Consider the following 23,542-nt stretch of genomic DNA (forward strand, 5'->3'; position numbering starts at 1 on the left):
CCAGCCTCCATCCGCTGGCGATAAAACCGGACAACTCACGTGCTACCTAATCCGGACAACTCATCTGCTTACGACATCGCAATCTCCAGGCATTGAGCTTTCCACCGGCACAGCCTATAAGGCCGCGCGCAGTCGACGCATGTCAGCTGCTGGGGCGTCGCCAAGTGGTAAGGCATCGGTTTTTGGTACCGACATTCCCAGGTTCGAATCCTGGCGCCCCAGCCAAGCGCGCAAGGTCCGTTCCGGACACATAGGTTACGGTTTATACCGGAGACATGTTGTTGGAGCAGAATGAGAATCTATTCCGTCGCCGAGCGGATTGCCTTTGTCGTCACGCTCCTGGCCGTCCTCGTTCTCGCGCTGCTGCCGGCACATCGCCTCAAGCAATTCGGAATCGATATCGGCTTCCATTATGACAAGCTCAATCACGCCAGCGCATTCGCCGTGCTGGCTTTCCTGGGCAGCCTCGGCTGGCCGCGGCACAAGCCGGCGCTGATCGTCTTCCTCGCCTTTGTCGGCGCTGCCATAGAAATTCTCCAGGGCACCACGGCGATAGGCCGCGATTTCGACGTGCTCGACTGGGTTGCCGATTGCATTGGCATTGCATGCGGTCTGCTGGCCGCGATCTGGGCGACCTGGATCGTGCAACGCGCAAGGTGAGAAGAAGCCGAACCGACTGCCTTACCGCGAAAGACAACGCTCAAAATCAGGCTTCAGCACGGCACGTTGAGGTGAAGTCAGCTTGCCTCGCGCATGGCTTCGGCTGCCTGCAGATCGACCGAAACGAGCTGGCTGACGCCCTGCTCGGCCATGGTCACCCCGAACAGCCGGTCCATGCGCGCCATGGTGATCGGATTGTGGGTGATGATGACGAAGCGCGTCTCGGTGGTCTTGGCCATCTCGTCCATCAGATTGCAGAAGCGTTCGACATTGTGGTCGTCGAGCGGCGCATCGACCTCGTCGAGCACGCAGATCGGCGCCGGGTTGGTGAGGAACACGGCGAAGATCAGCGACATCGCCGTAAGCGCCTGTTCGCCGCCGGACAGCAGCGTCATGGTCTGCGGCTTCTTGCCGGGCGGACGGGCAAGGATTTCAAGCCCCGCCTCAAGCGGATCCTCGGATTCGATCAGCTGCAATTCCGCCGTGCCGCCGCCGAAGAGATGCGAAAACAGCCGCTGGAAATGGCCGTTGACCACGTCGAAGGCCGCGAGAAGCCGCTCGCGGCCCTCGCGGTTGAGGCTCTGGATCGCTTGCCGGAGCTTGCGGATCGCCTCGATGATGTCCTCGCGCTCCGAGACGATGGTCTCCAGCCGGTCCGAAAGCTCCTTCTGCTCTTCCTCGGCGCGCAGGTTAACGGCGCCGAGCCGCTCGCGCTCGATCTTCAGCCTGTCGAGCTGGCGCTCGATCTCGGCCATTTCGGGCATCGGATCGTCCGCTTCCAGCCCGGTATGGCGGATGACCAGATGTGGCGGCGTGTTCAGCGTCTCCTGGATGCGCGCCTCGACCTCCAGCCGGCGCTCGTCGGCCGCGGTCAAGCGCTCCTCGGCGCGGACACGGGTCTCGCGCGCCTCGGCCAGCGACTGGATGGCGCCGGTGGCCGCCTTGTCCAGTTCGGCCTGCCTGTTCTCCGCTTCCTGCAGACGGTCGGCTGCCGCCTTGCGCAAGGTCTCGGCTTCGGTGAGCTGCGACAGCAAGGCGCGCCGCTTGGCATCGATCTCGTCGGGTGCGTCGGCCAATCTCTCGCGTTCGGCCTCGGCCTCTGCCTTGCGTTCGCCCAGCGAGGCGATCTGCGTCGAAGCGTTCTCGGCGCGCTCCAGCCAGTTGCTGCGCTCGGCGCCGATCGCATCGAGCCGGCGCGAACGCGCCTCGGCCTCCCGCCGCAACCCTTCATGGACGGCACGCGCATCGGCGAGCGTGGCGCGGTCGCGGGCGACATTGGCCGAGGATTGCTCGAGCTGTATCTGCAGGTCGCCGAGATCGGGCGCGTCCTGCAGCAGCATTTCCGCCTCGGCAAAGGCGGCCGAAGTTTCTTCATGACTGTCGACAATACGGGCGCGGGCCTCGTCCAGGGCGGCGCGCCGGCTCGCCAACTCGCCGCCGGCCTTTTCGGCTTCGGCCAGCGCGTTGCGGGCGGCGTCCAGCCCGTGCTGGGCGTCGCGTCCGGCCTGACGCGCGGCGCGCTCGGCCTCGCTGGCCTCGCGAAGCGACTGTTCGGCCTGTGCGAGCACTGCCTCGGCCTCGCGCAGCACAAGCGTCGCCTGCACCGCTTTGGCATCGAGCTCGGCCAGCCGGTTCTTTTGCGCCAGGCGTTGCGCGGCCGCGGTCGGCGCGTCGGCGCTGGCGGTCAGCCCGTCCCACCGCCACAGCGCGCCCTCAGGGCTGACCAGCCTCTGGCCGGGCGCGAGCAGCCCTTGCAGGCGGCGGCCGTCGGCGGCTTCGACAATGCCGATCTGCGCCAGCCGGCGGGCAAGCTGCGCCGGGGCACGTACCACGCTGGCCAGGCTCTTGATGCCTTCGGGAAGCGCGGCGTCACCGGTCTGGATCGCGCTCTCGCCCCAATGCACCGGGGCGCTGCGGTCGAGCGGCACGTCAAGGTCCTCGCCGAGGGCGGCGCCCAAGGCCGTCTCATAGCCGCGCTCGACGCTGATCTGTTCCAGCACGGACGGGAAGAGATCGCCGCTGGCTGCGTTCAGGATCTTGGCCAGCGTGCGGGCTTCGGTTTCGATGCGCGCCAGTTCGGCCCTGGCGTCCTGTAACGGCGGGCGGGCGGCATTTTCGGCGGCGCGCGCCTCGGCGACCGCCTGTTCGGCGGCAATCGCGCCGGCCTCGCTCTCTTCGAGCCGCGCCAGCGCGTCCTCGACCAGAAGTCGCTTCTCGGCCGGGTCGGGCAGGCCCGCGACTTTGGAGAGCATTTCCGACAATTCGCGGTCGACATCGGCGAGTTGGCGGGCGAAACGGTCCCGACGCTCGGCGGTCTCGCGCAGCGTCCGCTCGACCTGATTGCGCGAAGCGGCGGCCTCGGCCCGCTCGGCGGTAAGTGCTGCAAGCCTGGCTTCGCTCTGCGAGAGCGTCGCGGCTGCCTGTTCGAAGGCGGCGCGGGTGGTTGCTTCACGCTCGGCCGCGCCGCCATTTTCGGAGTTGAGCGCTGCTTCCTCGGCGCGCAGGCGTTCGAGGATATCCGCATTGTCGCGCACCATGCGCTCCTCGCGGGCGATGTCACCGTCGAGCTGCTGGAGCCGGCGCTCGAGTTCCGCCTGACGGGCGCGGATGCGGCCGGCTTCTTCCTCGATCTGCGATCTGGCGATCGACAGGCGCTGGAAGGCCGCGGCCGCCGCAGCTTCGGCGTCACGCAAATCGGGCAGCCGATGCGCGCCGATACCTTGCTCCCTGGCGGCCGCCATCTGGGCGGCGGCGCGGTCGCCAACCAGGGCGGTGGCGACGGCCAGCGCCGAACGTGCCTCGCCTTCCTGGGCCTTGGCCAGCGTCCAGCGCAGATGGAGCAGCGTCGCCTCGGCCTTGCGGATGTCGGCCGACAGGTTCTTGAAGCGGGAGGCCTGGCGTGCTTGGCGCTTCAGGCTTTCGATCTGGCTTTCCAGCTCGCCAACGACGTCATCCAGGCGCTCGAGGTTCTGCTCGGCGGCCTTGAGCCTGAGTTCGGCCTCGTGGCGGCGCGTATGCAGGCCGGAAATGCCGGCCGCTTCTTCCAGCAGGGCGCGGCGCGCCTGGGGCTTGGCCTGGATCAGCTCGCCGATGCGACCCTGGCCAACCATCGAGGGCGAACGCGCGCCGGTCGACTGGTCGGCGAACAGAAGCTGCACGTCCTTGGCGCGCGCTTCCTTGCCGTTGATACGGTAGAGCGAGCCCGCCTCACGCTCGATGCGGCGCGAGACCTGCAATTCGTCGGCGTCGTTGAAGGCTGCCGGCGCCGAGCGATCGCTGTTGTCGAGGAACAACGTGACCTCGGCGGTATTGCGTGCCGGGCGCGTGCCCGAGCCGGAAAAGATCACGTCGTCCATGCCGGACGCGCGCATGTTCTTGTAGGAGCTTTCGCCCATCACCCAGCGCAGCGCCTCGACAAGGTTAGACTTGCCGCAGCCGTTCGGCCCGACAATGCCCGTCAGGCCGCGTTCGATCACGAACTCGCCTGGTTCGACGAAGGATTTGAAACCGAGGAGGCGAAGGCGCGAAAACTTCATTCACGCCGCCCTGAAAGCGACTTTTGCGAAAACGCGCCGCGGGTTTGCGGCGGCGCGCAGCACGGCCAAAGGCCACGCATGCCGAAGCGCTGCCGCTTCGGCATCGCCAGGACGTCAGAGCTGAGGGTCGATGATGGCCGACATTTCCTCAATCGACATCGCCCCTTTGTAGGTCTTTCCGTTGATGAAGAAGGTCGGCGTCGAGTCGACCTTGAATTCGTCGGCGCCGCGTTTCTGGACCGCCCTCACATCGTCCAGAAGTTTCTGGTCCGTCAAGCAGGCTTCGAAGGACTCCTGTGTAAAACCGGCGAGCTTGGAGATTTGCAGCAGCGCATCCTTGGTGTTGGACACGCCCACCCAGTTCGCCTGCTGCTTGAACAGGACATCCACCATCGGGAAGTAGTTGTCCTTGGCGCAGCGCGCCAGCATGAAACCGGCCTCGGCGCTCGGATCGAACGGGAATTCGCGCAGAATATAGCGCGCCTTGCCGGTATCGATGTATTTCTTCTTCAATTCCGGAAAGGTGGTTTCGGCAAAATGCGCGCAATGCGGGCAGGTCATCGAGGCGTATTCGACGATCGTGACCTTGGCGTCGTCCTTGCCGAGTTGCTTGTCGGGCAATGCGCCGGGCTTAAGCAGTTCGGCCATGTCGACGGTGCCTTGAGCCTCCGGCGCCTTGACGGCGGCCGGCGTGGCCGATGTCGCGGGTGCGGCGGGAGCGGCAGGCTTCACATCGGCCGCCTTGGCTTCCTCACCAGAGTCGCTGCATGCCGCAAGCACGGCCACCACCGGAATGGCGGCCAGCGAAGACAGCAGGTTTCTGCGGGACAAGCTTTTGCCGAACGGAGGACGGTTCATACGAATCACCTGACAGGGGTTGGATTTTGCAACGCAAAGGCACGAAAAGGCGAGAGTTGGCGCGAATTAAGGCATCGCCGTCCCCAATCCAATCGTGAAACTTGAAGCTTATAATCACGAAATCGCGAGATTGGCGACGGTGCTATGACTTTCTTTGTCCCAGAATAGTGGCGCCGAGCCGCTCCAGAGAGGCACGCAGGCCATCGTCTTCTATCTTGCCGACGATGTGCGACAGTCTTGATTTTTCCGCCTCATTGAGAGGCCTGACGGGTGGTTTCGGCCGCGCCTTTTCACTTAGAACCGGCTTCTGCACTATCCTGATGCGGCCGATGGCCGTGAAGCCGAGAAATGCATTGACGCGATTGATGATCTCGCCGGCCTCATGCTGCAGATGGAGCGCCGCCATGCCCTCGCAGGCGATCACCAGCACGGCCGGCTCGAACGGGTCGTCTTCGTGCAGCCGCCGAGGCCACTGGATCTTTTCAGGGCGCGAATGGCCGGCCAGGCGCGAACCGGCAATCTCTTCCCACGACTGGACCAGGCTGACCGAAATGCCCGCCCGCTTGCGCAGCACCGGGTCGAGGATCGCGGTGGCGAGATCGCTCACCGGAACGGGATTGCCGAAGGGCTTTTTCCCTGCCATGTGCGTTCTCCAGCCACCCACCTCCACTCTTCCCGGCCGAGGCCGATACGAGATCAATGGCACCGCACGAGCAGACCCGCAAGGCCATATCAGAGGACAGCAGCAGCAAAGCTGCGTCTAGTGACAGCAGCAAAGCTGCGTCTAGTGACAGCAGCAGAGCTGCGTCCGGGGACAGCAGCAAAGCTGGCGATACCGCATCCCGCCTGCTCGCATGGTACGACGTGCATCATCGCGAGTTGCCGTGGCGCGTGACCCCGCGCGACCATGCCCGTGGCGTGCGGCCCGATCCTTACCGGATCTGGCTGTCGGAGGTCATGCTGCAGCAGACCACGGTTGAAGCCGTGAAGGCCTATTTTCGCGCCTTTGTCGAGAAATGGCCTGATGTCGCGGCGCTGGCGGCGGCGCCCGTCGAGGACGTGATGAAAGCCTGGGCAGGGCTCGGCTACTATTCCCGTGCCCGCAACCTCAAGGCCTGCGCCGATCTGGTGGCCGGGCGCGACGGCCGGTTTCCGGATACGGAAGCCGGCTTGAAGGAATTGCCGGGCATCGGCGCCTATACTTCGGCGGCGATCGCGGCGATCGCTTTCGACCGGCCGGCTGCCGTCGTCGATGGCAATGTCGAACGTGTCGTGACCCGCCTGTTCTCCATTGCCACGCCGCTCAGCGAAGCCAAGGCCGACATTCGCGCCCGTGTCGAGCGCATGGTTCCCACGACGAGGCCCGGCGATTTCGCTCAGGCGATGATGGACCTCGGCGCCACGATCTGTAACCCGCGCCGGCCGCGCTGCATGCTTTGCCCGCTGCGCGAGGGCTGCAGCGCGGTCGTTTCAGGCGATCCTGAACAATATCCCGTGCGCCTGCCCAAGGCCGACAAACCGCTGCGGCGCGGCGCAGCCTTCGTCGCCGTGCGAAGCGACGGTGCCATTCTTCTGCGCAAACGCGCCGACAAAGGGCTGCTCGGCGGCATGACCGAGGTGCCGACGACCGGCTGGACGGCGCGGCTGGACGGCGCGACCACAGCGGCGGCCGCACCCTTTCCCGGCGACTGGCGACAAGTCGGCCGGATCGCGCATGTCTTCACCCATTTTGCGCTCGAGCTCGAAATCTTCCTCGCCCGAAGCACCGGCGAGACGCCCGCCGGGCATTTCTGGTCGCTGCCATCGGACATTTCGGGTGAAGCGCTGCCCACTGTCATGAAAAAGGCAATCGAGGCTGCGATACCCGGCGCGACGAAAAAGCCGTCACCGAACAGTGCAGAGAGGCCCCATGACTGAAATCCGCCACATCGTGTTCGACATCGGCAAAGTGCTGATTCACTACGACCCGAACATCCCGTTCAGCCGGCTTATTCCCGATGCCGAGGAGAGAAAGTGGTTCTTCGACAATGTCTGCACGCATGACTGGAACATCGAGCAGGACCGCGGCCGGACATGGGAAGAGGCGGAAACGCTGCTGATCGCGGACCACCCGGATCACGCGGAAAACATCCGCAATTTTCGCCGCCACTGGCACGACATGGTGCCGCATGCCTATGACGACAGCGTCGCCATCATGGTCGGTCTGATCGACAGCGGCCACGATGTCACCATGCTGACCAACTTCGCCGCCGATACGCTGGCCGAAGCGCGCAAACGCTTCGATTTTCTCAATCGTCCGCGCGGTGTCACCATTTCGGGTGAGATCGGCAAGATCAAGCCGGATCGCGACATCTACGACCATCACGTCGCCGCGTTCGAGCTCGAACCGTCCGCGACGCTGTTCATCGACGACAGCCAGAAGAATGTGGACGGCGCGAAGGCGGCCGGCTGGCAAGCAGTGCTGTTCACCGATGCCAAGACACTTCAAGCAGATCTTGAGCGGCTCGGAATCAAGGCGTGATTTGAATCACTTCGGGCGCTTCGTTGAGACTTTGAACCAACGCCAAGGCCGCGGCAATCGGCAGGGTCAGCCCCCTGCCCTTTCCATGCCGAGACGCGCGATGCGACGCAGTTCGTCGATCGGGGTCAGGCCGCCGCTGCGTTCATAGTGCCAGAAGGTCCAGCCGTTGCAGGCATCCAGGCCCTGAACTTCGGCGCCGATTTTGTGGATCGATCCGGCACTGTCGCCGATCGCCACCGTGCCATCGGCGCGAACCTTGGCCGCCCAGCGCTTCTTGGCGTCGTAGAGCGTAGCACCGGGCGTCACCAGCCCGGTGTCGATCAGGCTGACGAAGGCGACGCGAGGCTCGGCGCGCTTGCCAGTGAGCACGGTCAGGTCCGCGCCGTCGAGCGGCCGCACCGCGTCGATGCGTTCATTGGCGGCGTCGATATAGGTCTGCTCGCGCTCTATGCCGACAAAATGCCTGCCAAGGCGCTTGGCCACCGCGCCTGTCGTGCCGGAGCCGAAGAAGGGATCGAGCACGACGTCGCCCGGCTTGGTCGAGGCCATCATGATGCGGGCGAGCAGCGCCTCCGGCTTCTGCGTCGGGTGCAGTTTATCGCCATTGTCGTTCTTCAGCCGCTCGCCACCGGTGCAGATCGGGAACAGCCAGTCGGAACGCATCTGTATGTCGTCGTTCGACGCCTTCAACGCTTCGTAGTTGAAGGTATAGCCCTTGCCCTTCTGGTCGCGGGAGGCCCAGATCATCGTCTCATGCGCGTTCTGGAAGCGGCGACCGCGAAAATTCGGCATCGGATTGGTCTTGCGCCAGACGACGTCGTTGAGGATCCAGAAGCCGAGATCCTGCATCTTGGCGCCGACCCGGAAGATGTTATGATAGGAGCCGATGACCCAGATGGTGCCGTTGGGCTTCAACACCCGGCGCGCGGCCAGCAGCCAGGCGCGCGTGAAGGCATCGTAGGCCTCGAAGCTCTCGAACCGGTCCCAGTCGTCGTCCACCGCATCGACCTTGGATTGGTCGGGCCGGTGCAGGTCGCCGTCGAGCTGCAGATTGTAGGGTGGATCGGCGAAGATGACGTCGATGCATTTTTCGGGCAGCCGGTCGAGCGCCGCGACGCAGTCGCCCTTCAGGATCGTGTCCAGCCATTCGGATTGCTGGGGAGCATGGGAAAGCTCGTCGACAAGACGCACGGCTGACATTTTTACACCCAAGGCACGCGTTACTGTTTACTCCCGGTTATGGTTACCGATCAGCGTAAATATTCGGTGAAGGGCAGCGATCGGACGCCGCCGGTTTGCGCCGACGTGCCCGTTGGTGTATGCCGCGCCGCCTGAAGCCTGCCCGTTCTCATTGCCCGGATCACCATGCCCCAGCCAGACCTTGTCATTTTCGATTGCGACGGCGTGCTCGTCGATTCCGAAGTCATCGCCGCGCGCGTCGAGGCCGAGCTCCTGACCTTGTCCGGATACGGAATCTCGGCCGAGGAGATTGCCGAGACTTATGCGGGGCTGACGTTCAAGGACATTCTGATGCGGGTTGAGGAGAAGTCCAACATCCCGTTCCAGGTTTCGCTGATCGATCGCGCCGAAGAGCTGGTCGACCGGAAACTGCGCAGCGACGTTCGTGCCATCGAGGGCGTGCGCGAAGCGGTCGCCTCGGTGACGGCGCAACGTTGCATCTGCTCCAACTCACGCTCGGAGCGGATAGAATTCATGCTGGAGAAGGTGCATCTGCTGCCATTCTTTGCCGGGCGCATCTTCTCCGCGATGGAGACGCCGACCGGAAAAACCAAACCGGCTCCGGACGTGTTCCTGTTCGCCGCCGAAAAGCTCGGCGCCCATCCGGCAAACACTTTCGTCATCGAGGATTCCGTGCACGGCGTGACCGGCGCAAGGTCGGCAGGAATGCGTGTCATCGGGTTCACGGGCGCCGCCCATAGCTATCCCGGCCATGCCGATGCGCTGACGGAGGCGGGCGCCGAGACGGTGATCCGCCGCTGGGCGGATCTGAGCGGCACGCTGGCCGCCCTATCAGAATGGTCGGCGGACGTGTGAGCGTCCGCTAGGCCCCGACGAGCACCCCTGCGGATTTAGTTGGTCGCGGCGGCTTTCTTCCTGTTTTTCTTCGATTTGTCGGTCGCGGCCTTCGGCGCGTTTTCATCATAGCCGGCATAGGCCTGATAGTCCTGCGCCGTCGGCGCCGGCACGACGATGTTGGAATCGGTGAAGACGAACTGCGTGGCGACCGAGGGGTCGGTAACCTGGACCTGATATTGGTGGATCTGCGAATAAAGCACCTCGGTGCCATGCATCACCGCGGTGCGGATCGGCATGGTGATGGTGCCGGGCGTGAATTTCGGCCCTGGCACGATTTTGCCCGCGACGGCGATCTTCATCGTCAGCTGTCCGTCGGCGCGGCTGCAATCGCGGGTCACGTCGCTGATCGAGGCCTGATAAATGACCCTCGCCGAATCGTCCGGCGGAGTAGCAGCGGCAGCATCGGCCGCAGCCTGGGCCGCGGCATCCTGCGCGGCGTCGCCGGTCTTCTTGAGCTTGGGCCTGGGCTTCCGGGCTTCGTTGGCGTAGGTGTTGAAGAATGCCGTGCCGTCGCGAAGCATCACCCTCGGGCAATAGGCATTCAACTGGCTGGCCAGAATCTTGGGGTCCTGCGGCGGCGGTGGCGCGGTCGGGTCCTTCTTGCCAAAACCCAGGTTCAGCATACCGTTGTCGCCTGATTGGCAGCCGGCGGCGGCAAGCATAAAGCCGGTGAGCGCAAGACCCGCGAAAAAGCGACCGCTGAATGTATGAAACGCCATGAAACTGCACTTCCCTCTCGCAAAGCTGGTGACGTATATCAACCGCGCGGCAAAAATGCGACTGAGCCAGCGTAGAAATTAACCACCTTGCGTGGGTCGAAAACCCAAGGCAGTAACGGAATTGTGACGATGCAATATGTGAGTACCCGCGGCGAGGCGCCCGCGCTTGGGTTTTGCGATGCCGTCCTGACAGGCCTGGCACGCGACGGCGGGCTCTATGTGCCGCGCCAGTGGCCGCAATTCTCGATGGCCGAGATCCGCGCCATGCGCGGCCTGGCCTATTCCGAGCTGGCCATCCGCGTGCTGTCGCCGTTTCTTGGCGACGAAATCCCGGCTCCCGTGTTCGAGCGTCTGGTGCGGGAGGCCTATGCCACCTTCCGCCACGAGGCTGTCTGCCCGCTGGTCCAGACCGGCCCCAACGCTTTTATCCTCGAACTCTTCCATGGACCTACGCTCGCCTTCAAGGACGTCGCGATGCAGTTGCTCGCCCGGCTGATGGACCATGTGCTCGCCGAACGCAACCAGCATGCCACCATCGTCGGAGCCACATCGGGCGACACCGGCGGAGCAGCGATAGACGCTTTCGCCGGGCGCAGCCGCACCGACATCTTCATTCTCTTCCCGCATGGCCGCGTGTCGCCGGTGCAGCAACGGCAGATGACGACATCGAAGGCTGAGAACGTGCATGCCCTGGCGATCGAAGGCAATTTCGACGATTGCCAGGGCATGCTCAAGGACATGTTCAACGATCACGGCTTTCGCGACCGTGTCTCGCTGTCGGGGGTGAATTCAATCAACTGGGCCCGCATCATGGCCCAGATCGTCTATTATTTCTCCTCGGCCCTGTCGCTCGGCGCGCCCGATCGCCCCGTCTCCTTCACCGCGCCCACAGGGAATTTCGGCGATATCTTTGCCGGCTACGCCGCCAAAAAAATGGGCCTGCCGATCGATCGGCTGGTCATCGCCACCAACGACAACGACATACTGGCACGCACTTTCGCGACCGGCGAATACCGCACCAAGGGCGTGTTCGCGACCACCTCGCCTTCCATGGACATCCAGGTGTCGTCGAATTTCGAGCGCCTGCTGTTCGAGGCGTCGGGCCGCGACCCGGCGACCGTGCGGCGCTACATGGCCGGGCTCAAACAATCCGGCGCCTTCACCATAGAAGCCGCGGAAATCGCGGGGATGCGGGCCGAATTCGATGCCGGCCGCGCAGCTATGGACGAGGTCGCCGCGACGATCCGCTCGACGCTCGCGGCCAGCAACTACCTGCTTGATCCGCATACCGCGGCAGCCGTGCATGTCGCGGCCGGCAAGGCTTCGAATGCCGTGCCGATGGTGGTGCTGGGCACTGCGCACCCAGCAAAATTCCCGGCCGCCGTCGAGGCCGCCAGCGGCGTGTCACCCGCACTGCCCGCATGGCTAGGTGGATTGATGACATCGGAGGAAAAATACACGGTACTTCCATCCGACCTGAAAATGGTGGAAGATTACGTCAGCCGCCGTGCGCGAGCGGCGCGTTAAGGAGTACGAACCATATGGGTGTTGAGGTAAGCCGTCTGTCGAACGGCCTGACAGTCGCCACCGAAACCCTTCCAAGCATCGAATCGGTTGCCCTGGGTGCCTGGGTCAAGTCGGGTGCCCGCAATGAACGTGACGAAGAGCATGGCATGGCCCATCTGCTCGAGCACATGGCGTTCAAGGGCACAAAGCGGCGAACAGCCTTCGAGATCGCCTCGGAAATCGAGGACGTCGGCGGCGAGATCAACGCCGCCACCAGCGTCGAGACCACATCCTACTATGCCAGGGTGCTCTCCGACGACGTGCCGCTGGCCGTCGACATTCTTGCCGACATCCTGCAGGAATCGGAATTCGATCCGCAGGAGCTCGAACGCGAGCAACACGTGATCCTGCAGGAAATCGGCGCCGCGCACGACACGCCCGATGACATCGTGTTCGACCGGTTCACCGAGACCGCCTTTCGCCACCAGACCATCGGCCGCTCGATTCTGGGCACGCCGGAGACCGTCAAATCCTTTACCTCGAAGCAATTGCACGATTTCATCGAGCGCCAATACGGCGCCGAACGCATGGTGATCGTGGCCGCCGGCGACATCAAGCACGACAATTTCGTGCGCGAGGTGGAAAAGCAGCTCGGCGGTTTCCGCACCAAGGCCGACAACACCATCCCGCAATATGCGCAATATGTTGGCGGCGATTTCCGCGAGGACCGCGACCTGATGGACGCGCAGATCGTGCTGGGCTTCGAAGGCCGCGCCTACCATGTGCGCGATTTCTACGCCTCGCAGGTGCTGTCGATGATCCTCGGCGGCGGCATGTCGTCCAGGCTGTTCCAGGAAGTCCGCGAAAAGCGTGGCCTGTGCTATTCGGTCTATGCCTTCCACTGGGGCTTTTCCGACACCGGCATATTCGGCGTCCATGCCGCGACCGGGCAGAGCGACATCGCCGAACTGGTGCCCGTCATCATCGAGGAATTGCAGAAGGCCGGCGAGAACATCCTGCAGGAAGAGCTGGACCGGGCGCGCGCACAATACCGCGCAGGTCTGATCATGTCGGCGGAAAGTCCGGCCAGCCGCGCCTCGCAGATCGCGCGACAGCTGCTCTTGTTCGGCCGGCCGATCGCCAAGGAGGAACTGATGGAGCGGCTCTCGGCGCTGACGGTCGATCGTTTGACCGACCTGTCGTCACGGCTGTTCTCGACCAAACCGACGCTTACCGCTGTAGGGCCCGTGGGTACGCTGGCGCCATACGAAGCGATCCTCGATTCGCTTCCGGGCACGCCCACCACGGCCCGCAAGCTCGCCGTCTAAGCCCGCACAAGCGCCGTGTTCGCGCTCCCTTTCTTTCGCCGCGACCTGCCGGCACTGAAGGGCGACCGCGTGACGCTGCGCGTGCCGTTCACCAATGACTACCGGGAGTGGTCGACTGTGCGCGGCGAGAGCCGGGCATTCCTCGAACCATGGGAGCCGCGCTGGGCGCCGGACGAGCTTGACCGGGCGGCATGGCGACTGCGCATCAGCCGCTACCGCGAGGACTATGCGCAGGGAACCGCGATCGCCTTCTTCATATTCGAGAAGTCGAGCGGCAGGTTGGCTGGCGGAATTACGCTCGGCAACATACGCCACGGGGTCTCGCAGAGCGGGCATGTCGGCTACTGGATCGGCGAGCGCTTCGGCGGCCGTGGCCTGATGACCGACGCCGTCAAGGTCGTGACCCGCTTCGCCTTCGATACGCTGAGGTTGCACCGGATCGAAGCGGCCTGTATTCCCGACAATATCAGGTCGATCCGTGTGCTTGAAAAAGCCGGATTCCGGCGCGAAGGACTTCTGCGATCCTACCTCAGGATCAATGGCATCTGGCAGGACCACTACCTCTACGCCCGGATCGCGGACGATCCGCCAGGCGCTGGAACGAAGGACTGATTTTTGACGAAATTCCTGCGCAACGGGCCGCTGTTCGCCTTTGTCCTCGCGACGATCCTGACGCTGTGCGCGGCGTCCTCGGCCTTTGCCGTCGAACCGATCAAGATCGCTCGCGACGATGTCGCGCTCGATCTGTCCGGCGCCGTGGAAATCTACCGCAACCAGGGCGAAAACTTCCAGGTTTCGACCGCGCCCGGGCCCGACGGCATCGTACGACGCATCGAGGTCGAGGCCAATGACGCCCGTTCCACCGGCGACTGGGCCGTGTTCGCGCTTGCCAACACCACCGACCAGCAGCTCGATCGGCTGATCGTGGCGCCGCATTTCCGACTGGTCAATTCCGGCATCTTCTGGCCGGATCTCGGCTCGACCCGTATCGCCGCCATCACGCCCAGCGAAGGCTTTGCGCTCGACCGCCAGAGCAGCCCCGACGCCGACGTCTTCCGGGTGACGCTGAACCCGGGAACGGTGATCACCTTCATCGCCGAACTCGCCTCGCCCAAGCTGCCGCAGGTCTATCTCTGGGATCCGGAATCCTACAAGGACTCGGTCAATTCCTACACGCTGTTCCGCGGCATCGTCATCGGCATCGCCGGGCTTCTCGCGCTGTTCCTGACCATCCTGTTCGTGGTCAAGGGAACCTCCATGTTCCCTGCGACAGCGGCACTCGCCTGGGCCGTGCTTGCCTATATTTGCGTCGATTTCGGCTTCCTCAACAAGATCATCGAGATATCGCCTGGCAACGAGCAGATGTGGCGGGCGGGAACGGAGGTGGCCCTGGCGGCGACTTTCGTGGTGTTCCTGTTCGCCTATCTCAATCTCAATCGATGGCACGGCCATTTCAGCTATGGGGCGCTGGTCTGGATCCTTGGCCTGCTCTTGATCGCCGGCGTCGCCATCGTCGACCCGGCGGTTGCCGCGGGCATTGCCAGGCTGTCCTTCGCCGCCACCGCGCTGACCGGGCTCGGCCTGATCATCTTCCTCGGCATACGCGGTTATGATCGCGCGATCATGCTTGTGCCCAGTTGGGTGATGGTGCTGTTGTGGCTATGCGGATCGTGGATGGCGATAACCGGCATGCTCGACAACGACATCGCCCAGCCGGCGCTTGGCGGCGGTCTGATCCTCATCATCCTGCTGATCGGCTTCACCGTCATGCAGCATGCCTTCGCCGGAGGCGCGCTGCACCAGGGCCTGTTCTCCGACCTCGAGCGGCAGGCGCTGGCGGTGGCCGGCTCGGGCGACACGGTGTGGGACTGGGACGTGCTGCGCGACCGCGTCGTCACCAAGCCCGACGTCAGCATCCAGCTCGGCCTCGCCCCTAACAGCCTGGGGGGTGCAGCCCGCAACTGGCTGCCGGTGCTGCATGTCGATGACCGCGACACGTTCCGCACCACGCTCGACGTGGTGCTCGAGCACCGTCGCGGCAAGGTGGCGCAGAACTTCCGGTTGCGCGGCGCCGACGGCCACTATCACTGGTTTGCGCTGCGCGCGCGCCCGGTTATCGGATCGGACGGTGAGGTCATCCGCTGTGTCGGCACCATGGTAGACGTCACCGAGCAGAAAAAATCCGAGGAGAGGCTGCTGCACGACGCGGTTCACGACAACCTCACCGGCCTGCCCAATCGCGAATTGTTCATGAACCGCCTCGAGGCGATCATCTCGATCGCACGGACCGAAGAGAAGGTGCGCCCGACCGTCTTCGTCATCGACATCGACCGCTTCAAGCAGGTCAATGACGGGCTCGGCATCTCGGCCGGCGACACCATCCTGCTCACCATCGCGCGACGCCTGCACCGGCTCTTGAAGCCGAAGGACTCGCTGTCACGCTTCGCCGGCGACCAGTTCGCCTTGATGCTGCTTTCCGAGCAGGACCCGGCCCGCATCGCGGCGGTGGCGGACGCCATCAAGCATGCCATCAACGCCCCGATCACCTTTGCCAAGCGCGAGATCGTGCTGACCGCCTCGATCGGGCTGATCACCTGGACCTCGGCGCAGACCTCGGCCGAGGACATGGTCAAGGACGCCGAGCTTGCCATGCATCAGGCCAAGCGCTTCGGCGGCGACAGGATCGAACCGTTCCGCCCGGCCTTCCGCACCGTCGGCACCGATCGGCTGCAGTTCGAATCCGACCTGCGCCGTGCCATCGAACGGCGCGAATTCACGCTTGCCTACCAGCCGATCGTTCGGCTGGAAGATGGCAGCGTCGCCGGCTTCGAGGCATTGCTGCGCTGGGACCATCCGCGCCGCGGCATGATCCCGCCGGCGGATTTCATTCCGGTCGCCGAAAGCTGCGGGCTGATCGTACAGCTTGGGCTGTTCGCCATGCAGCAGGCCGCCGAGGATCTGGCGGCATGGCAAAAGCAGATCGGCGACGCGCCGCTGTCGGTTTCGGTCAACCTTTCCAGCCGCCAGCTCATCCGCCGCGACCTGGTCAGCGACGTCCGCTCCGTGATTGCGCGGGCCAATCTGAAGCCGCGCTGCTTCCGGCTCGAGCTCACGGAATCGCTGGTTATGGACAATCCCGAGCAGACTGCCCATGTGCTGACCAAGCTGAAGCAGCTCGGCATCGGCCTGTCGCTGGACGATTTCGGTACCGGCTATTCTTCGCTCGCCTATCTGACGCGCTTTCCCTTCGACACGATCAAGATCGACAAGAGTTTCGTGGACGACAGCACGCCCAAACGCGCCGTGCTGCTCAAATCCATGGTCAGCATGGCGCATGAGCTCGGCCTGTCGGTGGTCGCCGAAGGCATTTCGGACGAGCGCGACGCGCTAGAGCTGCGCCAGATGGGCTGCGAATATGTGCAGAGCTTCATGTTCGGCGCCCCGATGCCCGGGGATCAGGTGCTGAAGACGCTGAAGGAACAGTATCCGCTGACGCAGGCGTAGTTGGCTTTCACGCCGCTGGAGCTCAGGCGTGGCCGGCCGCTACACTCAAATGCGCGAGGTCGATGCCGATCGAGGCGAGAATCCGGTCGTATTTGCGCTCGATGTCGGTATCGAACAGAAGCTCCGGAGTGGCCGGACAGGTCAGCCAGCCGTTTTCGGCTATCTCGGTTTCCAACTGGCCGGCGCCCCAACCCGAATAGCCCAGCGCCATCAGCGCGTGACGGGGTCCCCGGCCCGACGATATAGCGCGCAATATGTCGACGGTCGCGGTCAGGCAGACATCGTCGGAAACGGTCAACGAAGACTCCACCCGGTAATCGCCCGTATGCAGCACGAAGCCGCGGCTGCGGTCGACGGGCCCGCCATTGCGAACGACGAAATCACGGGTACGGGCGGGCAACCGGATCGCCTCGTGCTCGTTCATGATGCCAAGTTGCACCAAAAGGTCCGGAAAGAGCATCTGCTGCGTCTGGTTGATGATCAGGCCCATCGCGCCCTCATCGCTGTGGGCGCAAATGTAGATGACCGAGCGCGTGAAACGGTCGTCCTTCATGCCAGGCATGGCGATGAGGAACTGATCGTCGAGAAAGCCACTGCCGGCGGCCGTCTTCTTGTGGCGCAACAAGTCCATGATCAGAGGGTAACGCGTTTCCCGGGCGCCGAAAAGATGTACCGCGCCGGTTTTCGACCAAGCCCGTGCCGCAGGCCGATCATTACCTGCGGCAAAGGTCACGCAAATATGATACCGGCAAGACCATGAAATCATTGCACGGCCATGAACGGACGATCAAATCATCCCCATGCAAAGCTTGAAAATCCTGTTGCTCGGCGCCGTTATCGGATCGGCAATCACACTCCCAGCCGCCGCCTCTTCGTCCGCCTGGTACAACAGCGAAGGCGGCAAGGTACGGCTGGTGACGAGCGGCAAGCCCGACGATGCCGGCCGCATTCGGGGCGTTCTCGACATAGCGCTCAAGCCTGGCTGGAAGACTTATTGGCGCGACCCGGGCGACGCGGGCGTGCCGCCGCAACTCGATATCTCGGCCAGCACCAACATTTCCGATGCCAGCCTTTCCTTCCCGGCGCCGAAGCGTCATGACGACGGCTACGGCAAATGGGCGGGCTACGACTATCCGGTCTCGCTGCCGGTGACGTTCACGCTGTCGGCCGCGAAGGATCCGTCCGTCATCGACGCCGACATTTTCCTTGGCATTTGCGAGACGATATGCATCCCTGTGCAGACGCGGCTGACCGTCGACCCCGGCTCCGACCCGGACAATGCCGAGGACGCGGAGCTGGTCAAGGCGAGCTTCGCCGCCTTGCCCGCGCCGGCAAGATCCGACTTCGGCATCAACGTGCTGCCGGGCGACCATGAAACGCTGGTTGTGGAGGCGAGCTTTCCCGGCGATCCGGAAGCGGCGGACTTCTTCGTCGCAGGAGACCGCGACTACATGTTCGGTTCGCCGGCCCGTAGCCAGAAGGACGGCAAGCTGGTCTTCACTGTGCCGATCCTCGACCGGCCATCGACGACACCCACGGATGGCGGACTTCACTATACGCTGACGAGTTCGGCAGGCGCGGTCGAAGGGCTCTTGCCTTTCCCTTGATCCAGCCCCTCCGCGATGGTTGCGGGAAACCGCATAGTTCGCTACCCAAGGCTACGTCCTTCCCCATTCTCCCAAGCGAGGAACTCATGACCATTTCCGCTGGCGACAGACTGCCCGATACGACGTTCAAGACGATGACTGCCGACGGTCCCAAGCCGATCACGACGGCCGAGATTTTTGCGGGAAAGAAGGTCGTGCTGTTTGCTGTGCCTGGCGCCTTCACGCCGACCTGCAGCAACAATCATTTGCCGGGCTACCTGGAGAACCGCGACGCCATCCTGGCGCGCGGTGTCGATACGGTCGCCGTGGTTTCGGTCAACGACGTCCATGTCATGGGCGCCTGGGCACGCTTCACCGGCGGTGAAGGCAAGATCCTGTTCCTCGCCGACGGCAATGGCGACTTCGCCAAGGCGATCGGCCTCGACGCCGACTTCTCCGGCGGAGGCATGGGTCTTCGGTCGAGGCGGTTTTCAATGATCGTCGATGACGGCAAGGTCACCGCCCTCAATGTCGAGACCAAGCCCGGCGTCGATGAATCCGGCGCCGCCAAGATCCTCGAACTGCTCTGACCATGACGTTCGACATCGTCTGGCGTAGCGTGGCGATCGGCGTCGGCGCCACGCTGCTGATGGATATCTGGGCCTTTCTTCTCTACAAGATGTTCGGTCAAGCACGGCCGAACTGGGCCCCCGTTGGCCGCTGGGTCTGGCATTTACGGGAAAAAGTCTTTCACGACGATATTGGCGATGCGACGCCCTATGTACACGAATCGGCTTTGGGCTGGGCCTTTCACTATTTTGTCGGCATCGTCTACGGCATCATCCTTGTCGTGGTGGCCGGAGCGGGCTGGCTTGTCGCGCCGACTTTCCTGCCGGCTTTCATCCTCGGCATGGTCACGGTCGGCGCCGGCTGGTTCCTGCTGGCGCCCGGCATGGGCGCGGGCTGGGCAGCGTCGAAGCGGCCCAACCCGATGAAGGTACGGGCGCTGAATCTGGTGTCACACACAGTGTTCGCTTTCGGACTCTACGGTACGGCGCTGCTGATCCGCTGAGGATCTGCGGCTGTGCCGGCCTGCCGATCGGCCGCCACCCGTGGACAATTCGGCGCGCGTCGTCCCATTCCGGCACCGGAATCTTGGCGTCCACCTGAACCTGGGGATGCGTCACATAGTGCGGGCCCGGCATGACAGAGATCCCAGCCTGGGGATGGTGCCGCCCCGGAATTCAATAGCTTTGGGTCGAACGCCGCGCCTTTGCCACCGCCGGCTGCTTGGACTGCGAGACCGGCTTGGGTGGGGTAGAAACAAGCCTGACCGGGCCCTTCTTGAACGGCGCCATGCCCTCACGAGCGAGTTCGTCGGCGCGTTCGTTCTCGGTATGGCCGGCATGGCCCTTGACCCAGATCCAGGTGACCTTGTGACGCCGATTGGCTTCATCCAGCGCCTGCCAGAGTTCGCCGTTCTTGACGGGCTTCTTGTCGGCGGTCTTCCAGCCGTTCTTCTTCCAGCCATGGATCCACTTTGAAATGCCGTCCATGACATATTTGCTGTCGGTGTGAAGATCGACGGTGCAAGGCTCCTTGAGCGCATTCAGCGCCGAGATGGCGGCAAGCAATTCCATGCGGTTGTTGGTCGTCTCGGCCTCGCCACCCGATAGTTCCTTGGTGGCGCCGTTGAAGCGCAGGATCGCGCCCCAGCCGCCCGGGCCAGGATTGCCCGAACAGGCGCCATCGGTGAAGATCTCAACGTGTTTGCTCATGCCAGCCCATATTCCGAAGCAGATTTGATCGTCCGATGAAACCGCATTCTCCTGATGTATTCGGTCGGATCGCGTTTCATTACCAGCCCGCCACCGGGAACGGTCAGCCAGTCATACAGCCGGGTCAGCATGAAACGCAGCGCCGAGCCCCGTGCCAGCATCGGAAGTGCCGCCTTTTCCTGATTGCTCAGAGGCCGCACACCTTGGTAGCCGGCAAGCAGCGCCTTGCCCTTGGTGAGATTGAAGGAAAAATCCTTCTCGAAACACCAGGCGTTCAGGCATGTGGCGACGTCATAGGCGTAGAGGTCGTTGCAAGCGAAATAAAAATCAATCAAGCCGGAGAGCTTCTCGCCGAGAAAGAACACATTGTCCGGGAAAAGATCGGCGTGGATGATGCCTTCCGGGAGACCCTTCGGCCAATTCCGCTCGAAGTCGGCGAAGTCGGCGTCGACTTCGGCCGCAAGGCCCGGCTCGACCTCATCGGCACGGTCGCGAGCTGCCGACCAGAGCTTGCGCCAGCCGTCGATTGCGAGCGCATTGGGGCGGATCATCGGAAAGTCGGCACCGGCCAGGTGCAGGGAGGCCAGCGCCTTGCCGACCTCGGCGCAATGGATGGATGTCGGTCGCCGGAGCGAGAGACCCTCGAGGAAAGTGATGATGACGGCCGGCCGGCCCGCCAGCGTGCCGATGACGCTGCCGTCATGCGCGGTTACCGGCAGCGGGCAGGACACGCCCTTTTTGGCGAGATGACCCATCAACCCGAGGAAAAACGGCAGATCCGCCTTTTCGACCCGTCTTTCATAGAGCGTCAGGATGTAGGAGCCGCTGGAGGTGTGCAGCAAAAAATTCGAGTTCTCGGTGCCCTCCGCGATGCCCTTGTAGGACAGGAGATCGCCGACTGGGTAGTGCTTCAGGAATGCGCCGAGTTCGCCTTCCGCAACGTCGGTGTAGACCGCCATGTGCCTTACGGCGCCCCGTTGACGAAAGCCATGTCGGCCGCCGTCAGTTCGACATCGCGCAGTACCCGCATGACGGGAAAATCCTCCGTTTCGGTGGCCGTGATGGCCAGGTCGATCGTGACATCGAAGCGCTGGCGGAACGCATCGATGATCTCGTCGACGATGATCTCCGGGGCGGATGCCCCCGCCGACAGACCGAGCGTCGAGATGTCGCCGATGTCATCCCACGGAATCTCGGCGGCGCGCTGCACGAGAAGCGACATCGCAGCCCCCGCACGCTCAGCCACTTCGACAAGACGCCGCGAATTGGAGGAATTGGGCGCGCCGACGATCAGGTAGAGATCGGCGCCCGCGGCTGTATCCTTGACCGCTTCCTGACGGTTCGTGGTGGCATAGCAGATCGATTCCGCCGCCGGCGCCTTCAGGTCGGGAAAGCGGTCCTGCAGCGCGCGGATGATGCCGGCCGTGTCCTCGACCGATAGCGTGGTCTGGGTGACGAAGCCGAGCGCCTTCGGGTCCGCCGGCGCAAGCCTCGCGGCATCGGCTTCGGTCTCGATCAGCGTTACCGCACCCTCCGGCAATTGTCCCATCGTGCCGATCACCTCGGGATGTCCGGCATGGCCGATCAGGAGCACGTGGCGGCCGAGCCGCTGGTGGCGCATCGCTTGCTTGTGGACCTTGGAGACCAGCGGACAGGTGGCGTCGAGATAGAACAAATTGCGCGCCTGGGCATCCGCCGGTACCGACTTCGGCACGCCATGCGCGGAAAAGACGACCGGCGACTGCCGATGTTCGGCCGGAATCTCGGAAAGTTCCTCGATAAAGACGGCGCCAAGGCTTTGCAGACCCTCGACGACATAGCGGTTGTGCACGATCTCATGGCGGACATAGACCGGCGCGCCATATTTCTTCAGCGCCAGCACGACGATCTGGATAGCACGGTCGACGCCGGCGCAAAAACCGCGCGGCTGGCAGAGGCGGATCGTCAGAGAAGGCTTTGTCGTGGTCTGAAGCATGAATCCGGGCCGTTTGATCAGAGCCGAAATGAGGTGCCTACCCCCGTCCTGTCAAGGGCGATGGCCCTTCAAGCGGGTCGGTCGCGCTCATTCCTCTTTCGCTGGCCTGCGAAGCCGCAGGATGAGAACGGCGGCAAGTGCCGCGGCAAGCCCATACCAGGTCACGGCATATTGCAGATGGCTGTTCGGCAGGTCGATGATGGTGACACCGCCGATGGGCAAACCGCCCGGATTCGGCGTCTTGTCGGCGTCGATGAAGATTGGCACCAGCTTGGCGCTCGCCGGCAAGCCAGCGCTCGCCGCCATCACGTCACGGTCCTTCCAGTAAAAGATGTTCTTCGCCACGTCGTTGTCGGGAAGCATCATCGACGGCTTTGCCGGCAGCGGATTGCGAGCGAGGCCGGTGACCGTGACCTTGCCCGCGACCTGTCCCTTGGCGCGCTTGGCGGCATCCTTCAGATCGTATGGCACGAAACCGCGATTGATCAGGACGAAGCGGCCATCGTCGAGGGCCAGCGGCGTGTAGACGTTGAAGCCGGCTTCGCCTTCCCATGTTGCGTAGAAATGCCGCTCGCCGGAATGCAGGAACGTGCCGGTCACCGTCACCGGCGTGTAGTCGACGTCCCCAGTCGAGGCGAATTGTTTCTCCACCTCGGCCAGCGGGAGCGGCGGCGAGTGGGTGCGCTGGTCGATGGTCTGGATAAGACCTTCCTTCCAGTGCAGGCGCTGGACCTGCCAGGTGCCGAGCGCCAGCAGGATCAGGAGCAGGACGAGGCCAATGCCAAGCAGCAATACCGATCCTGGCCGCGAACGACCGCCCTTGGCGGACATGTCGGTCATTCGCCGCGATCCAGCCGGCCCTCGGCCGCCTTGTTGCGGTACTGCAGCGTAAGCAGCACCCCCTTGATCAGCCGGAGCGCCGTCAGGCACAGCACCAGCGCCAGCGGGATCCAGACCAGCAGATGCAGCCAGAGCGGCGGGCTCAGCGTCACTTCGACCCAGAGCGCCAGGCCGACGATGATGAAGCCGATGATCAGGATGACGAAAACCGCGGGCCCGTCGCCGGCATCGGCATAGGAATAATCAAGACCGCAATTGGTGCAGCGTTTGCCTACGGTGAGAAAGCCGGAAAACAGCCGCCCCTCGCCGCAGCGCGGGCAGCGTCCATGCAAGCCCGCGGAAATAGGGTCGATCGGAGGCCAGATCGCCTTGTCGTCGCTCATTGCTTACCGCTCAATCCTGATGGGTGTTCCATCGATCACCACCGCCCAGACTTCGTCCATGCCGGAGTCCGTAACGGCAATGCCGCCGTCGGTCCAGCCGACCAATTGAAGCAGCCGCCGAATCCGTTCGGCTGGCGTGGATCATGATCATACCGCCGGCATCGACACTGTGCGCCCTCGCAACCGCCCGGATCGCATTGGACCGAAAAGAAGAAGGGCGGCCACGTTGCCGCAGCCGCCCCTTCAAAGTC

General features: G+C 63.7%; 22 protein-coding genes and 1 tRNA gene. 12 read left to right on the forward strand and 11 right to left on the reverse strand.

Annotated features, from left to right (window positions below; genetic code table 11):
• The first annotated feature begins 150 nt into the window (after positions 1-150).
• Positions 151-225: transfer RNA gene (locus tag FJ953_RS05700), tRNA-Gln, on the forward strand.
• A gap of 66 nt (positions 226-291) precedes the next feature.
• Positions 292-660 carry a VanZ family protein gene (locus FJ953_RS05705; RefSeq protein WP_140494924.1) on the forward strand — a complete coding sequence of 123 codons (369 nt, stop codon included), beginning with the start codon at positions 292-294 and terminating at the stop codon, positions 658-660.
• 77 nt (positions 661-737) lie between these two features.
• Here the strand turns inward: FJ953_RS05705 and smc are convergent, their stop codons facing one another.
• The 3 genes from smc to FJ953_RS05720 form a co-directional block, all read right to left on the reverse strand.
• Positions 738-4,196: a chromosome segregation protein SMC gene (gene smc / locus FJ953_RS05710; RefSeq protein WP_140623516.1), complete on the reverse strand. Its 3,459-nt coding sequence runs from the start codon at positions 4,194-4,196 to the stop codon at positions 738-740.
• Between the two features lie 114 nt (positions 4,197-4,310).
• Positions 4,311-5,054 carry a DsbA family protein gene (locus FJ953_RS05715; RefSeq protein WP_140494928.1) on the reverse strand — a complete coding sequence of 248 codons (744 nt, stop codon included), beginning with the start codon at positions 5,052-5,054 and terminating at the stop codon, positions 4,311-4,313.
• Positions 5,055-5,196: 142 nt separating this feature from the next.
• Positions 5,197-5,697 carry a DUF721 domain-containing protein gene (locus FJ953_RS05720; RefSeq protein WP_140494930.1) on the reverse strand — a complete coding sequence of 167 codons (501 nt, stop codon included), beginning with the start codon at positions 5,695-5,697 and terminating at the stop codon, positions 5,197-5,199.
• Between the two features lie 56 nt (positions 5,698-5,753).
• Here FJ953_RS05720 and mutY point away from each other — a divergent pair, with 56 nt between their 5' ends.
• Together mutY and FJ953_RS05730 are read left to right on the forward strand one after the other, a co-directional pair.
• Positions 5,754-6,971, forward strand: coding sequence for an A/G-specific adenine glycosylase (gene mutY / locus FJ953_RS05725; protein ID WP_140623518.1), 1,218 nt, complete (start codon positions 5,754-5,756; stop codon positions 6,969-6,971).
• A complete protein-coding gene (locus FJ953_RS05730) occupies positions 6,964-7,575 on the forward strand; it encodes an HAD family phosphatase (protein ID WP_140494934.1) in 612 nt (203 codons plus the stop codon). The genes mutY and FJ953_RS05730 overlap by 8 nt, the downstream gene beginning before the upstream one ends.
• A 66-nt stretch (positions 7,576-7,641) precedes the next feature.
• Here the strand turns inward: FJ953_RS05730 and FJ953_RS05735 are convergent, their stop codons facing one another.
• The gene (locus tag FJ953_RS05735; RefSeq protein WP_140623520.1) at positions 7,642-8,775 is read right to left on the reverse strand and encodes a site-specific DNA-methyltransferase; all 1,134 of its coding nucleotides are present in this window, start codon (positions 8,773-8,775) and stop codon (positions 7,642-7,644) included.
• A 165-nt stretch (positions 8,776-8,940) separates the two neighbouring features.
• On the opposite strand from FJ953_RS05735, the gene FJ953_RS05740 reads away from it, so the two are divergent.
• Positions 8,941-9,630, forward strand: coding sequence for an HAD family phosphatase (locus FJ953_RS05740; RefSeq protein WP_140623522.1), 690 nt, complete (start codon positions 8,941-8,943; stop codon positions 9,628-9,630).
• Positions 9,631-9,665: 35 nt separating this feature from the next.
• Here FJ953_RS05740 and FJ953_RS05745 read toward each other — a convergent pair whose 3' ends face one another.
• Positions 9,666-10,391: a hypothetical protein gene (locus FJ953_RS05745; RefSeq protein WP_140494939.1), complete on the reverse strand. Its 726-nt coding sequence runs from the start codon at positions 10,389-10,391 to the stop codon at positions 9,666-9,668.
• Between the two features lie 129 nt (positions 10,392-10,520).
• Here FJ953_RS05745 and thrC point away from each other — a divergent pair, with 129 nt between their 5' ends.
• Genes thrC through FJ953_RS05765 form a run of 4 tightly spaced genes read left to right on the forward strand, consistent with a single transcriptional unit; the run spans position 10,521 to position 16,729 of the window.
• Positions 10,521-11,918: a threonine synthase gene (gene thrC, locus FJ953_RS05750; protein ID WP_140623524.1), complete on the forward strand. Its 1,398-nt coding sequence runs from the start codon at positions 10,521-10,523 to the stop codon at positions 11,916-11,918.
• Between the two features lie 14 nt (positions 11,919-11,932).
• Positions 11,933-13,225, forward strand: a complete 1,293-nt coding sequence (locus FJ953_RS05755; RefSeq protein WP_140494943.1) for a pitrilysin family protein — start codon at positions 11,933-11,935, stop codon at positions 13,223-13,225.
• Between the two features lie 15 nt (positions 13,226-13,240).
• On the forward strand, positions 13,241-13,837 hold the full coding sequence (locus FJ953_RS05760; protein ID WP_140494945.1) for a GNAT family protein: 597 nt from the start codon (positions 13,241-13,243) through the stop codon (positions 13,835-13,837).
• A gap of 3 nt (positions 13,838-13,840) precedes the next feature.
• Positions 13,841-16,729, forward strand: coding sequence for an EAL domain-containing protein (locus FJ953_RS05765; protein ID WP_140514838.1), 2,889 nt, complete (start codon positions 13,841-13,843; stop codon positions 16,727-16,729).
• Positions 16,730-16,751: 22 nt separating this feature from the next.
• On the opposite strand, the gene FJ953_RS05770 is transcribed toward FJ953_RS05765, so the two are convergent.
• Positions 16,752-17,360, reverse strand: a complete 609-nt coding sequence (locus FJ953_RS05770; RefSeq protein ID WP_140494949.1) for a YqgE/AlgH family protein — start codon at positions 17,358-17,360, stop codon at positions 16,752-16,754.
• A gap of 169 nt (positions 17,361-17,529) precedes the next feature.
• Here FJ953_RS05770 and FJ953_RS05775 point away from each other — a divergent pair, with 169 nt between their 5' ends.
• The 3 genes from FJ953_RS05775 to FJ953_RS05785 all read left to right on the forward strand — a co-directional run bounded on the left by FJ953_RS05775 (position 17,530) and on the right by FJ953_RS05785 (position 19,387).
• Positions 17,530-18,336 carry a protein-disulfide reductase DsbD domain-containing protein gene (locus FJ953_RS05775; protein WP_140514836.1) on the forward strand — a complete coding sequence of 269 codons (807 nt, stop codon included), beginning with the start codon at positions 17,530-17,532 and terminating at the stop codon, positions 18,334-18,336.
• 86 nt (positions 18,337-18,422) lie between these two features.
• A complete protein-coding gene (locus tag FJ953_RS05780) occupies positions 18,423-18,905 on the forward strand; it encodes a peroxiredoxin (protein WP_140520803.1) in 483 nt (160 codons plus the stop codon).
• Positions 18,906-18,907: 2 nt separating this feature from the next.
• Positions 18,908-19,387, forward strand: a complete 480-nt coding sequence (locus FJ953_RS05785; RefSeq protein WP_140520804.1) for a DUF2938 domain-containing protein — start codon at positions 18,908-18,910, stop codon at positions 19,385-19,387.
• Positions 19,388-19,559: 172 nt separating this feature from the next.
• Here the strand turns inward: FJ953_RS05785 and rnhA are convergent, their stop codons facing one another.
• The 5 genes from rnhA to FJ953_RS05810 all read right to left on the reverse strand — a co-directional run bounded on the left by rnhA (position 19,560) and on the right by FJ953_RS05810 (position 23,291).
• A complete protein-coding gene (gene rnhA / locus FJ953_RS05790; RefSeq protein WP_140494956.1) occupies positions 19,560-20,093 on the reverse strand; it encodes a ribonuclease HI in 534 nt (177 codons plus the stop codon).
• Positions 20,090-21,052 carry a homoserine kinase gene (locus FJ953_RS05795; RefSeq protein ID WP_140623526.1) on the reverse strand — a complete coding sequence of 321 codons (963 nt, stop codon included), beginning with the start codon at positions 21,050-21,052 and terminating at the stop codon, positions 20,090-20,092. Before FJ953_RS05795 ends, rnhA begins: the two co-directional genes overlap by 4 nt.
• A 5-nt stretch (positions 21,053-21,057) precedes the next feature.
• Complete coding sequence (gene ispH, locus FJ953_RS05800; RefSeq protein ID WP_140494960.1) at positions 21,058-22,068, reverse strand: 4-hydroxy-3-methylbut-2-enyl diphosphate reductase; 1,011 nt, start codon at positions 22,066-22,068, stop codon at positions 21,058-21,060.
• Between the two features lie 87 nt (positions 22,069-22,155).
• Positions 22,156-22,908 carry an SURF1 family protein gene (locus FJ953_RS05805; protein WP_181169779.1) on the reverse strand — a complete coding sequence of 251 codons (753 nt, stop codon included), beginning with the start codon at positions 22,906-22,908 and terminating at the stop codon, positions 22,156-22,158.
• On the reverse strand, positions 22,905-23,291 hold the full coding sequence (locus FJ953_RS05810) for a DUF983 domain-containing protein (RefSeq protein ID WP_140494962.1): 387 nt from the start codon (positions 23,289-23,291) through the stop codon (positions 22,905-22,907). The genes FJ953_RS05805 and FJ953_RS05810 overlap by 4 nt, the downstream gene beginning before the upstream one ends.
• Positions 23,292-23,542: the final 251 nt, after the last annotated feature.

Source organism: Mesorhizobium sp. B2-3-6 (assembly GCF_006442305.1).
In the GTDB taxonomy this organism is placed as follows: Bacteria; Pseudomonadota; Alphaproteobacteria; order Rhizobiales; family Rhizobiaceae; genus Mesorhizobium.

Coding starts and splice junctions, on each gene's coding strand:
- FJ953_RS05795 (WP_140623526.1), bottom strand. CDS start 21,052: ATGGCGGTCTACACCGACGTTGCGGAAGGCGAACTCGGCGCATTCCTG.
- FJ953_RS05805 (WP_181169779.1), bottom strand. CDS start 22,908: ATGACCGACATGTCCGCCAAGGGCGGTCGTTCGCGGCCAGGATCGGTA.
- FJ953_RS05735 (WP_140623520.1), bottom strand. CDS start 8,775: ATGTCAGCCGTGCGTCTTGTCGACGAGCTTTCCCATGCTCCCCAGCAA.
- FJ953_RS05745 (WP_140494939.1), bottom strand. CDS start 10,391: ATGGCGTTTCATACATTCAGCGGTCGCTTTTTCGCGGGTCTTGCGCTC.
- FJ953_RS05775 (WP_140514836.1), top strand. CDS start 17,530: ATGCAAAGCTTGAAAATCCTGTTGCTCGGCGCCGTTATCGGATCGGCA.
- FJ953_RS05705 (WP_140494924.1), top strand. CDS start 292: ATGAGAATCTATTCCGTCGCCGAGCGGATTGCCTTTGTCGTCACGCTC.
- FJ953_RS05720 (WP_140494930.1), bottom strand. CDS start 5,697: ATGGCAGGGAAAAAGCCCTTCGGCAATCCCGTTCCGGTGAGCGATCTC.
- FJ953_RS05770 (WP_140494949.1), bottom strand. CDS start 17,360: ATGGACTTGTTGCGCCACAAGAAGACGGCCGCCGGCAGTGGCTTTCTC.
- FJ953_RS05740 (WP_140623522.1), top strand. CDS start 8,941: ATGCCCCAGCCAGACCTTGTCATTTTCGATTGCGACGGCGTGCTCGTC.
- FJ953_RS05755 (WP_140494943.1), top strand. CDS start 11,933: ATGGGTGTTGAGGTAAGCCGTCTGTCGAACGGCCTGACAGTCGCCACC.
- smc (WP_140623516.1), bottom strand. CDS start 4,196: ATGAAGTTTTCGCGCCTTCGCCTCCTCGGTTTCAAATCCTTCGTCGAA.
- thrC (WP_140623524.1), top strand. CDS start 10,521: ATGCAATATGTGAGTACCCGCGGCGAGGCGCCCGCGCTTGGGTTTTGC.
- FJ953_RS05785 (WP_140520804.1), top strand. CDS start 18,908: ATGACGTTCGACATCGTCTGGCGTAGCGTGGCGATCGGCGTCGGCGCC.
- FJ953_RS05715 (WP_140494928.1), bottom strand. CDS start 5,054: ATGAACCGTCCTCCGTTCGGCAAAAGCTTGTCCCGCAGAAACCTGCTG.
- mutY (WP_140623518.1), top strand. CDS start 5,754: ATGGCACCGCACGAGCAGACCCGCAAGGCCATATCAGAGGACAGCAGC.
- FJ953_RS05730 (WP_140494934.1), top strand. CDS start 6,964: ATGACTGAAATCCGCCACATCGTGTTCGACATCGGCAAAGTGCTGATT.
- ispH (WP_140494960.1), bottom strand. CDS start 22,068: ATGCTTCAGACCACGACAAAGCCTTCTCTGACGATCCGCCTCTGCCAG.
- FJ953_RS05810 (WP_140494962.1), bottom strand. CDS start 23,291: ATGAGCGACGACAAGGCGATCTGGCCTCCGATCGACCCTATTTCCGCG.
- rnhA (WP_140494956.1), bottom strand. CDS start 20,093: ATGAGCAAACACGTTGAGATCTTCACCGATGGCGCCTGTTCGGGCAAT.
- FJ953_RS05780 (WP_140520803.1), top strand. CDS start 18,423: ATGACCATTTCCGCTGGCGACAGACTGCCCGATACGACGTTCAAGACG.